The 11,560-nt window shown below is 70.1% G+C and carries 10 protein-coding genes; 2 read left to right on the top strand and 8 right to left on the bottom strand.

What is annotated here, in order from left to right:
- Positions 1–19 precede the first annotated feature (19 nt).
- Both ACWDR4_RS48930 and ACWDR4_RS48925 read right to left on the bottom strand, forming a co-directional pair.
- Complete coding sequence (locus ACWDR4_RS48930; protein ID WP_450418547.1) at positions 20–1,051, bottom strand: P1 family peptidase; 1,032 nt, start codon at positions 1,049–1,051, stop codon at positions 20–22.
- 39 nt (positions 1,052–1,090) lie between these two features.
- A complete protein-coding gene (locus tag ACWDR4_RS48925) occupies positions 1,091–2,305 on the bottom strand; it encodes a low temperature requirement protein A (protein WP_450418545.1) in 1,215 nt (404 codons plus the stop codon).
- Positions 2,306–2,430: 125 nt separating this feature from the next.
- On the opposite strand from ACWDR4_RS48925, the gene ACWDR4_RS48920 reads away from it, so the two are divergent.
- A complete protein-coding gene (locus ACWDR4_RS48920; protein ID WP_450418544.1) occupies positions 2,431–2,616 on the top strand; it encodes a hypothetical protein in 186 nt (61 codons plus the stop codon).
- 40 nt (positions 2,617–2,656) lie between these two features.
- Here ACWDR4_RS48920 and mscL read toward each other — a convergent pair whose 3' ends face one another.
- From mscL to ACWDR4_RS48890, 6 genes are all read right to left on the bottom strand, one after another.
- A complete protein-coding gene (mscL, locus tag ACWDR4_RS48915) occupies positions 2,657–3,133 on the bottom strand; it encodes a large conductance mechanosensitive channel protein MscL (RefSeq protein WP_450418543.1) in 477 nt (158 codons plus the stop codon).
- Between the two features lie 186 nt (positions 3,134–3,319).
- Positions 3,320–3,877, bottom strand: a complete 558-nt coding sequence (locus ACWDR4_RS48910) for a hypothetical protein (RefSeq protein ID WP_450418541.1) — start codon at positions 3,875–3,877, stop codon at positions 3,320–3,322.
- Between the two features lie 188 nt (positions 3,878–4,065).
- Complete coding sequence (locus tag ACWDR4_RS48905; protein ID WP_450418540.1) at positions 4,066–4,926, bottom strand: S-methyl-5'-thioadenosine phosphorylase; 861 nt, start codon at positions 4,924–4,926, stop codon at positions 4,066–4,068.
- A gap of 95 nt (positions 4,927–5,021) precedes the next feature.
- On the bottom strand, positions 5,022–5,375 hold the full coding sequence (locus ACWDR4_RS48900) for an FmdB family zinc ribbon protein (protein WP_450418538.1): 354 nt from the start codon (positions 5,373–5,375) through the stop codon (positions 5,022–5,024).
- A gap of 69 nt (positions 5,376–5,444) precedes the next feature.
- Positions 5,445–6,728, bottom strand: a complete 1,284-nt coding sequence (locus ACWDR4_RS48895; RefSeq protein WP_450418537.1) for an MFS transporter — start codon at positions 6,726–6,728, stop codon at positions 5,445–5,447.
- Positions 6,729–6,956: 228 nt separating this feature from the next.
- Positions 6,957–8,462 carry a potassium/proton antiporter gene (locus ACWDR4_RS48890; RefSeq protein ID WP_450418549.1) on the bottom strand — a complete coding sequence of 502 codons (1,506 nt, stop codon included), beginning with the start codon at positions 8,460–8,462 and terminating at the stop codon, positions 6,957–6,959.
- 257 nt (positions 8,463–8,719) lie between these two features.
- On the opposite strand from ACWDR4_RS48890, the gene ACWDR4_RS48885 reads away from it, so the two are divergent.
- Positions 8,720–11,482 carry a penicillin acylase family protein gene (locus ACWDR4_RS48885; RefSeq protein WP_450418536.1) on the top strand — a complete coding sequence of 921 codons (2,763 nt, stop codon included), beginning with the start codon at positions 8,720–8,722 and terminating at the stop codon, positions 11,480–11,482.
- Positions 11,483–11,560: the final 78 nt, after the last annotated feature.

The raw sequence follows: 11,560 nt of genomic DNA, 5'->3' as shown, positions 1-11,560 counted from the left end.
CCCTGCCCCCTCCCTCCCGCTACCGCCCCCCGTACAACTCCCCATACGAAGGCCACCCCCCACCCGCCCCCACCACCGACCCCGCCGCCCGCACCGCCCGGACGATCGCCCGGGTCACCAGGTCCGCGCCCGCCTCCAGGATCTCGTTCAGGGCGAGTGGGTTGTCCTCGGCCAGTGGGCGTGTCCCTGTCGCCAGCGTGAACACCGTGTCCCCGTCGGTCAGCAGATGGACCGGGCGTACGGCACGTGCGATGCCGTCGTGTGCCGTGCCGGCCACCTTCTGGGCCTGTGCCTTCGACAGTGCCGCGTCGGTCGCGACCACCGCGAGTGTCGTGTTCAGCGGGGGGAGCGGGGTCGCGACGGCGACCTCGGCCAGCCGCCGCTGCGCCGCCTCGTGCACCCCGGCCGCCGGGTACTCGACCCGCCGCCCCTCGAACAACTCCCCGTACAGCACCCCCGTTTCCGGATCCACCGAGTACCCCGCCGCGTTGGCCACCACCAGCGCCGCCACTGTGATCCCCGACGGCAGTACGGTGCTCGCGGTGCCGACCCCGCCCTTGAGATGTCCGACCACCGCCCCCGTACCGGCGCCCACGCATCCCTCCGGCACCGGCGCGCCCAGCTCGCTCGCGGCGGCTGCCTCGACGGCCGCCCGACCGGTGGCCGCGTCCGGCCGGGCCCGGAAGTCGCCGCCCCGGCCCAGGTCGAAGACGCAGGCGGCGGGCACCACCGGCACGACGTGCCCGGCATCGGGTCCGACCCGCACCCCGCGCCCCCGCTCCTCCAGCCAGGCCATCACCCCCGACGCCGAGTCCAGCCCGTACGCGCTGCCGCCCGTCAGCACCACCGCCTCGACAGTGCGCACGACGTTGCGCGGATCCAGGGCGTCGGTCTCCTTGGTGCCGGGTCCGCCGCCCCGCACGTCCACGGCCGCCACGGCTCCGCCCTCCGGCGCGAGCACGACCGTCGTGCCGGTGAGCCATCCGTCGCCGATACGCGTCGCGTGCCCCACTCGCAGGCCGGCCACATCTGTCAGAGCGTCAACTGTCATGACGCCCAGTCTTGTCCAGCGCCCCTTTCCGCTGCTTCCTCAGCCCTTCTTCGCCACTTGCGTGTCTTCGGCCACCGTCCGGGCGGTCAGTGTCACCCCGGTTGCCACCGCGAGCGCCGACACGACGCCCGCCGCGAGCACCCCCCAGTCGCCCAGGAACGTGCACACGATCACCAGCAACGCCGTGGTCGGCAGGACCAGCTGCTGGGCGGTGCCCACTTTGAAGTAGCGCGAGTGCAGGGCCCAGACGGTGATCAGGTAGAGCGCTGCAGGAAGGGTCACGGCCGCCGACGCGGCCAGCGTGGAGATGTGTGCCTTGCCGACCCCCTGCTCGACCGCCACCTCCAGGCCCGCGCCGATCGCGGCCACCGACGCGAAGATCAGATAGTGGCCGTAACCCCACAGGAACGACTGCCTGTTGGAGCGCAGGTGCCCGTGGATGGGGACGGAGAAGTAGATCCACCAGGCGGAGAACACGATCAGCAGCCCGCCCGCCGCGATCGGCAGCAGCTCGCCCAGCGCGTCGTTCTCCTCCACCCCCGACTTCACGGCCACCGTCGCCGCCGCGATCGCCTCGCCCAGCACGATGATGGTGAACAGCCCGTACCGCTCGGAGATGTGGTGCGGGTGCCAGGACGTGGCGAAGCTCTTCTCCGCGTAGACGGGGACCGCCAGTTCGGCGAGCGCCATCACCAGGAACAGCCAGGGGCGGGCGGACTCCGGCAGGAGCACCAGGCCCAGCCAGCCGACCAGACAGAGGAGCACGCCACCGGCGTACCGCAGGGCCATCGTCCGCTCGGCGCCGGTGGCCGAGCGGGCAACCCGCAGCCACTGGGCGGCCATCGGCAGCCGCATGATCAGATAGCCGAGCCAGACGATCAGGAAGTCGTGGTCCTCGAAGGCCCGTGAGATCCCGGCCGCCAGTACCAGGACGCCGGCGATCTGGACCAGCGTGACGATCCGGTACAGCACGTCGTCGTTGTCGTACGCCGAGGCGAACCAGGTGAAGTTCATCCAGGCCCACCAGATGGAGAAGAACACCATCGCGTAGTTGAGGATGCCCTCGCCCGCGTGCCCCTCGGCCACGGCGTGCACCAACTGGACGCCCGCCTGGGCGACGGCCACTACGAAGCAGAGGTCGAAGAAGAGTTCCAGCGGCGAGGCGACCCGGTGCGATTCGCCGCGTCCGCGCGCGGTCAGCTTGCGCAGGGGCGCATCGCGGCCGACGCCGCCGGCTGCGGGGGAAGACGTCATACGACCCAGCACAGCAGATGAGCCCGCCGTGCGCAGGCCGAAGGGCGGCGCCGGAGCGTGATCGTGATCCGGTGGGCGCCCCACGGCCCGGACCGGGCCCGGCAGGTGGGACGTACCCTGGAGTCATGAGCAGCCCCGCCGCCCCCGAACCGCGCGCCCCGAAGCCCGCGCTGATCTTCGACGACCCGCTGGACCAGCAGTCGTCGGACGACACGGACCGTGGGTGGGGCGAGCGCCCGGGTGAGGGCGGTGGCGACAGCGCGGCCGACCTGAAGCGTTTCCTCGACGAGAAGCCGCCCCACCACATCTGAACCGGGCCGAACCACCCCGGTCCGGGGTCCGGCGCGGTCGCTAACGCTCGTCGTGCCCGGAGCCCCGCTGGGCGACCAGGGCGTCGCGGATCTCCTTGAGGACCTCCAGCTCGCTCACCTCGATGACTTCCTGCGCGCCCTCCTTCGCCTTCTGGCGCGCGGCCACCCGGGCCAGGTACTTCGACATGGGCAGGACCATCAGGAAGTAGACGACGGCCGCGGTGATCACGAAGGTGAGCGTGGCGCTGAGAACCGTGCCCCACATGATGGGGATACCGCTCGTGACCGTGCCGTCCTCCTCCACCGTGCACGGTGCTTTCAGGCACGAGCTGTACTTGTCGAGGTCCTTGGTCCCGAACGCCCCCACCAGCGGGTTGATGACGCCCTTCACCACCGAGTTGACGATGTTGGTGAACGCGGCACCGATGACTACCGCGACCGCCAGATCGACGACGTTGCCGCGCGTCAGGAAGGCTTTGAAGCCGTCCCAGACGCTCGGTTGCTTCTTCTCGCTCACCGCGGGGCCTCTCCTCGTACACGCAAATGGTGGAACAAACAGTTCCGCAACCTACGTCAACCTGTGGCGGCCATGTCCAATTGGGCGGCTCCAACGAGGGACTTGACGCCAGTCGGTTCGAAGCGATCACGTCAGGGTTCACTCCAACGTTCATCCCGACTTTCACCCCGACGTTCACTACGGGAATCACCACACCGTCACCACCAACCGTGCCGTCGCGCCCGCGCCGGCCAGCCGGGACGCCGTGGTGCGCGGCACCGAGAGCACGACCAGGGCCCCGCCCTCGGCCACGCTGTCCTCGGGCGTCGTGGCCGGCGGCACCTTCGTCACCCGGGCCCGGTGCGCGACCACCCGGGCGTCGGTGCCCGTCGGCGACTCCTCGGCCGCGATGACGTCGACCCGGTCACCGGGCCGCAGCAGCCGGACCGTGGCCGCGTCGGCGATCCGCACCGGCGCCGTCACCATCTCGACCGCGCGCCGCTCCCGTACGGGATCCTCCACGGGATGCCCCCGGACCCGTCCGGCGTCGGGTGGCGGACCCGATGTCTCGCGTGGGCCCGCCGCCACGATCGCGGCAGCCGTGACGGCGAGCCCGAGGGCCAGCGCCCGCCTCCGATTCCGTACCAGGCGCCGCAGTTGATACCGCCCGCCGCGCACCCGCACGGGGGCGAAGTGCGGCACCTCGCAGGGCGGGGGGACGAGCGGAACGGAACGCACGGAATGCACGGGACGTACGGGAGACATGGGGACCACCACCTGTGACGAGGGAGCTGCTTGCGCCCCCACGATGAGGCTTTTCGGCGAACCCCGCTCAGGCCTGTGTGTTACTCACGGGTTGTGGACAACTCGCTCACCCGAACGGGAAGTTCCGCTCCGCCGACCCGCTCCAGCCCCCGGACCCAGCCCTGGACCCAGCCTCGCATCTCGGCCCGCTACGGCAGCTCGAACCCCGGATCCATCCCGCCCAGCGCCTTCGTGCACAGGCAGTCCCGCGTGGCACTCTCCGGCAGCGCCGCCACCGCGTCGGACAGCACGCCCCGCATCCGGTCCACGTTCGCCGCGAACACCTGGAACACCTCCTCGTGCGAGACGCCCTCACCGGTCTCCGCACCCGCGTCGAGGTCGGTGACGAGGGTCAACGACGTGTAGCACAGCTCCAGTTCACGGGCGAGACCCGCCTCGGGATGGCCCGTCATGCCCACCACCGACCAGCCCTGTGCCCGGTACCAGAGCGATTCGGCACGCGTGGAGAACCGCGGTCCCTCGATCACGGTCAGCGTGCCGCCGTCCACCGGCTCCCAGTCGCGCCCGCGCGCCGCCTCCAGGGCCGCCTTGCGGCCGACCGGGCAGTAGGGGTCGGCGAGGGACACGTGCACCACGTTGGGGACGGCCCCGCCGGGCAGCGGCAGGCCGTCGAAGAACGTGCCCACCCGGGACTTCGTACGGTCGACCAGCTGGTCCGGCACGAGCAGTGTCCCCGGGCCGTACTCGGGCCGCAGACCGCCCACCGCGCACGGCGCGAGCACCTGGCGCACGCCGACCGAGCGCAACGCCCACAGGTTGGCGCGGTAGTTGATGCGGTGCGGCGGAAGATGGTGCCCGCGCCCGTGCCGGGGCAGGAAGGCGACCCGGCGGCCGGCGACCTCGCCGAGGAACAGGGAGTCACTGGGAGATCCGTACGGCGTGTCCACATGCATCTCGGTCACGTCGTCGAGGAAGGAGTAGAAGCCGGAGCCACCGATCACACCGATCTCGGCGCTCGTGGCGCTCCCGGGATTCGCCTGATTCACCATGCCCGCACCCTAGAACCTGTTCGGCGGCCGCGCGGAGACACCGAAGACCCTGTCGTCGTACGACGACAGGGTCCCGTGGGGCAAGAGAGGTGGTGCTACGCGGCCGAGCTGGTGCTCGACGAGCTGCTGGAGCCCGACGAGGAGCTGGACGAATTCGACGACGAGCCCGAGCCGGACGACGAGGAGCTGGACGAACTCGACGACGAGTCCGAGGACGACGACGAAGAAGTGGCCGTCGACGGCTTCGACGCGGGCGCGCTGCTCGACGAGGAGCCACGGCTGTCGTTGCGGTAGAAGCCGGAGCCCTTGAAGACGATGCCGACCGCGGAGAACACCTTCTTGAGGCGGCCGTTGCAGCTGGGGCACTCGGTCAGGGCGTCGTCGGTGAACTTCTGCACCGCTTCAAGGCCCTCGCCGCACTCGGTGCACTGGTACTGGTAGGTCGGCACTGTGTCTTCCTCCTGGCACTCTCACTCGATGAGTGCTAACGATCGTCCATAGTGACGTATTCCCGCCGATCAGTCCACTGTCACCGGCACGCGGTGACCGACGCCACGTGCCACGGTCAGGCTCGTCGGGCGGATCGTCGCCCGCGGTGCGAGCCGTGAACGCAGGGCCACCAGGGTCGCCAGCGCCAGCAGGGTGCCGCCCATCGGCACCAGGAACCCGGCGCCGGCCCACAGGCGGTCCTCCAGCTGGCCCGCGGCGGTGACGGCCGCCGCCTGACCGAGGGCGACCGCGCCGGTCAGCCAGGTGAACGCCTCGGTGCGGGCGCCGGCCGGGACCAGAGCGTCGACCAGGGTGTAGCCGGTGATCAGCGCGGGCGCGATGCACATGCCGACCAGGAGGCCGAGCCCGGCGAGGGTCAGGACGGAGTCGGCCGCCCACAGGCCGGAGGCGGTGACCGCGAGGGCCGCGTACCCGGCGACCAGGCGCCGTTGCGGGGCCATGCGCCAGGCGACGGCTCCGCAGACCAGGCCGGAGAGCATGTTGCCGGCGGCGAAGACCCCGTACAGGACGCCGTTCAGGCCGGGGTTGCCGGTGGACTCGCTGAACGCGGCGAGCGAGACCTGCATCCCGCCGAAGACGGCGCCGATGCCGAGGAAGGCGAAGATCAGGACGCGTATCCCGGGGACGCTCAGTGCGGAAACGCGCTCCACGCGCGCGTACTGCCCGCTCAGCGAACCGTCCTTGTCCGTGGCCACCGACGGCTGGGTGCTCCTCTGCGCCGCGAACAGCAGGCCGCCGAGGAGGGTCAGGGCGGCCTCGGTGACCAGGCCGGCCGCCGGGTCGACGGCGGTGCACAGGGCGGTCGCGAGCAGCGGGCCGAAGACGAAGGTCAGCTCGTCGGTGACGGACTCGAAGGCCGCCGCCGTCGGCATCAGGGGCGAGTCCTGGAGCTTCGCCGCCCAGCGGGCGCGGACCATCGGGCCGATCTGGGGCGTGGAGGCGCCGGTCAGGACGGCCGCGGCGAACAGGGTCCACAAGGGGGCGCCGGTCAGCGCCAGCGTCGTCAGCGCGAGGCCGGACAGCGTGTGCAGGACGACGCCGGGGACGAGCACCGCGCGCTGTCCGTAGCGGTCGGCGAGGCGGCCCCCGTAGGGCGCGCACAGGGCCATGGAGACACCGGTGACGGCGGCCACGGCGCCGGCGGTGCCGTACGAGCCGGTGGTGTGCTGGACGAGCAGCACGATGGAGATGGTGAGCATCGCGAACGGCTGTCGCGCGGCGAAACCGGGGAGCAGGAACGTCCAGGCGCCGGGGGTGCGGAGCAGCTGTCCGTAGGTGACCGTGGATGCCACGGCCGTGCCTTTCTGCTGCCTGGTAGCGCGGCCCCGTGCGTGCGGGCGGCGCCGAGAGCTGTCCTCTTGCGCGGACTGCGGTAGATGCCGACGCCCCCGCAGAGGATGTCCCGGCCGCCATACGGTCGCGCCAGCTCTGCTTCAGACAGAGTTGGTTCGATCAGGGTGCGCCTTCACTGTACAGGGGCATCGGCGGCCTACACCTCTGAAAGGAAGCGGAGAGGTGCGTCACGCCTCTTCTCCGTTGCCCGCCGTGCCCAGCCACTGGGCCAGCTTGCCGCCCTGGCCGACGGCCCGCAGGCGGCGTTCCGTCGCGTCGCGGACCGGGTCGGTGGTCACGACGAGGAGTTCGTCACCGCGGCGCAGGACCGTGGTGGGAAGCGGAACGAACGATTTTTCATCGCGGACGACGAGGGTGACCGCAGCGCCCGGCGGCAGTCTCAGCTCGCCCACCTCGACGCCGTGCATCTTGGAGCCGTCGGGGATCGCGACGGACAGCAGATGCCCGCGCAGTCGCTCCAGAGGGGCCGACTCGATACCGAGGTCGGCGGCCTCCGCGCCCTTGCCGAGGTGCAGTTTGCGGGCCAGCCAGGGGAGCGTCGGGCCCTGGACGAGGGTGTAGACGACGACCAGGACGAAGACGATGTTGAAGATGCGGCGGCTGTCCTCGATGCCGCTCACCATGGGGATCGTCGCCAGGATGATGGGCACCGCGCCGCGCAGTCCGGCCCAGGACATCAGAGTCTGCTCCTGCCACGGCACCCGGAACGGCGTCAGGCTGACGAACACGCTCAGGGGGCGCGCCACCATGGTCAGGACCAGGCCTATGACGAGCGCCGGCCAGATGTCGTCGCCCATCTCGTGCGGGGTCACCTGGAGGCCGAGCAGGACGAACATGCCGATCTGGGCGATCCAGCCGAGTCCGTCGGCGAAGCCGCGGGTGGCCGGCCAGTGCGGCAGTTTGGCGTTGCCGAGGACCATGGCGGCCAGGTAGACCGCGAGGAAGCCGCTGCCGTGGGCCATGGCGCCGGCGGCGTACGCGGTGACGGCTATCGCCATCACGGCGATGGGGTAGAGGCCGGACGCGGGCAGGGCCACGTGCCTGAGGCCCCAGGAGCCGAGCCAGCCGACCGTGATGCCGATGGCCGCGCCGATGGCCAGCTCCAGGAGGATGACGCCCAGCAGCGTGTACCAGTGCTCGACCGGGCCCGCGGTGGACAGCGAGACGACCAGGATGACCACGGGGGCGTCGTTGAAGCCCGACTCGGCCTCCAAAGTGCCCGTCACGCGCGCGGGGAGCGGGATCTTCCGCAGGACGGAGAAGACCGCCGCCGCGTCCGTCGAGGAGACGACCGCCCCGATGATGAACGCCTGCCGCCATTCCAGCCCGATCAGGTAGTGCGCGGCCGTCGCCGTGATCCCGACGCTGACCGCGACCCCCGCCAGCGCCAGCGCGGAGGCGGCCGGGAGCGCGGGCTTGATCTCCTTCCACTTCGTGGCGAGTCCGCCCTCGGCCAGGATCACGACCAGGGCCGCGTATCCGATGACCTGGGTCAGTTCGGCGTTGTCGAAGTGGATGTCGCCGATGCCGTCCTGGCCCATGGCGACGCCGATCCCCAGGTAAACGAGCAGGCTGGGGAGCCCGCTGCGCGAGGAGATCCGAACCGCTGCCACAGCGACGAGGAGGACGAGCGAGCAGACGAGCAGGAGCTGGTTGAGATGGTGGACAGTCAGCGGCCGTTCCCTTCACTGGCCCGGCGCGGCACGCGCGCGGGTCATGTACATCGGACACGAGGTGGGGCCACCTCGTACCCAAGTACTTCGTTACCTTACCTAACTCTTGACGATTTCTTGACGCTTCCACAGGCATGATCGAACGCCCGTCCGTTCGCGTACCCGACTCCGCGTCAAGTCGCGTCGGGCCCTGCGCCTATGGTTGCTCCAGCACTCCAGTACCGCCTGCCGCTCGCGTTAGGACAGCAAGGACAGCGATGCCCCCCACTACCACCAGCTCTTCCGGCCACAAGCCCGGCAAGTCCGGCAGGAAGAAGGGGCGCAAAGCCCGACTGCTCGTGATCGTCCTGGTTCTGGCGATCATCGGAGGCGTCGCCTACGGCGCGTTCTGGTCCGTGAGCACCGTCCGGGCCTCCTTCCCGCAGACCAAGGGCTCAATCTCGCTCGAAGGCCTGTCGGGGCCCGTCGACGTCAAGCGTGACAGCTACGGCATCCCGCAGATCTACGCCTCCTCCGACGAGGACCTGTTCATGGCGCAGGGCTACGTCCAGGCGCAGGACCGGTTCTACGAGATGGACGTACGCCGGCACATGACGTCGGGCCGGCTCTCCGAGATGTTCGGCAAGGGGCAGGTCGACAACGACGAGTTCCTGCGCACCCTGGGCTGGGACCGGGTGGCGAAGGAGGAGTACGACAAGACGCTGTCGGCCGCCACGAAGAAGTACCTCCAGGCCTACGCCAAGGGGGTCAACGCCTACCTCAAGGGCAAGGACGGCGCGGAGATCTCCCTGGAGTACGCGGCCCTCGGGTTCAGCAACGACTACAAGCCGCAGGAGTGGACCCCGGTCGACTCGGTCGCGTGGCTGAAGGCGATGGCCTGGGACCTGCGCGGCAACATGCAGGACGAGATCGACCGCTCCCTGCTGACCAGCCGCCTCGGCCCGCAGCAGATCGCCGACCTGTACCCGGAGTACCCGTACAGCCGGAACAAGCCGATCGTCCAGGAGGGCGAGTACGACGCCTCGTCGCAGACGTTCGTCAAGAGCGGCGACGGCACGAGCACGCAGTCGACGTCCTCGGACACGTCCGGTACGTCGTCCTCGGCCTCCGTGGACTCCGCGGCGCTCCAGAGTCAGCTGGAGGGCCTCTACCGGGTCCTGGACGATGTCCCGACGGCCGTCGGTGTGAACGGCAACGGCATCGGCTCCAACTCCTGGGTGGTCTCGGGCGCCCACACCATCACCGGCAAGCCGCTGCTGGCCAACGACCCGCACCTGTCGCCGTCGCTGCCGTCCGTCTGGTACCAGATGGGCCTGCACTGCCGCAGCGTCTCCGCCAAGTGCCAGTACGACGTCTCCGGGTACACCTTTGCGGGCATGCCCGGTGTGATCATCGGTCACAACGGTGACATCGCCTGGGGCATGACCAACTCGGGCGCCGACGTCACCGACCTCTACCTGGAGAAGCTCTCCGGCGACGGCTACCTGGTCGACAACAGGACCAAGCCCTTCACCACGCGCGAGGAGACCATCAAGGTCGCGGGCGGCGCGTCCAAGACGATCGTCGTCCGCGAGACCGACAACGGGCCCCTGCTGTCGGACCGCGACGACGAGCTGGTCAAGGTCGGCAAGAAGGCCACCGTCGACGCCTCCGCCCCCGACCGGGGCGACGGCTACGGCATCGCGCTGCGCTGGACCGCGCTGGACCCCGGCACCTCCATGGACGCCGTCTTCCTGATCGACAAGGCGTCCAACTGGACCGAGTTCCGCGCGGCGGCGGCCTCCTTCGACGTGCCCTCGCAGAACCTCGTCTACGCGGACACCGAGGGCCACATCGGCTACCAGCTGCCGGGACTCATCCCCAAGCGCGCGGCGGGCGACGACGGCTCGCTCCCGGTCCCCGGCTGGGACTCCAAGTACCGCTGGACCGGCTACCTCAAGCAGTCCGAACTGCCCTTCGAGTTCGACCCCGCGCGCGGCTACATCGTGACCGCCAACCAGGCCGTCGTCGACAAGGCCGAGTACCCCTACACGCTCACCACGGACTGGGGTTACGGCACCCGCAGCCAGCGCATCGCCGACCTGATCGCCTCGAAGATCAAGGGTGGCGGCAAGATCTCCACCGACGACATGCGCCAGATGCAGCTGGACAACAGCAGCGAGATCGCCAGGCTGCTGGTGCCCAAGCTGCTGGCGATCGACGTCAAGGACAAGTACGTCCGCGAGGCGCAGAAGCTCCTGGTGGGCTGGGACTACACCCAGGACGCCGACTCGGCCGCGGCGGCCTACTTCAACGCGGTCTGGCGCAACATCCTGAAGCTCGCCTTCGGCAACAAGCTGCCCAAGGAGGTGCGGGTCAAGGGCCAGTGCCTCTACGTGAAGCCGGTCAACACCACCAGCCCCGCCGACGCGGACCAGCGTGTCCTGGAGTGCGGTCAGCGGGACGCGGACCAGGCGCAGCCGGACGGCGGCGACCGCTGGTTCGAGGTGGTCCGCAAGATCATCAACGACACGGACAACGACTGGTGGAGCACGCCGGCCACCCGTACCGAGAAGGCCGCGACCAACCGCGACCAGCTGTTCGGGCGCGCCATGACGGACGCGCGCTGGGAGCTGACCGCCAAGCTCGGCAAGGATATCGACACCTGGAGCTGGGGCCGGCTGCACCGCCTGTTCCTGAAGAACCAGACCCTGGGCACCGAGGGCCCCGGCTTCCTGCAGTACATCCTCAACCGCGGCCCCTGGAAGCTCGGCGGCGGCGAGGCGACGGTCAACGCGACCGGCTGGAACGCGGCGGGTGGCTACGGCGTCGTCTGGGTGCCGTCGATGCGGATGGTGGTCAACCTCGGCGACCTCGACAAGTCGAAGTGGATCAACCTGACGGGAGCCTCAGGGCACGCCTTCAGCGACCACTACACCGACCAGACGGGCAAGTGGGTCGACGGCGAACTCCTCGACTGGTCCTTCACGGACAAGGCGGTCGAGGACAGCACGAACGACACACTGCTGCTGAAGCCCTGAGCCTGCGGTAGTCCCGAAACGGCCCTCCACGCGCGCGTGGACTCCTCCCAGGTCTCCAGCAGGTCGCCGCGGGCGAGG

The organism is Streptomyces sp. NPDC000878, assembly GCF_053599695.1.
Note: the sequence above shows the minus strand (reverse complement) of the source record. Positions and strands in the feature narration are given on the sequence as shown.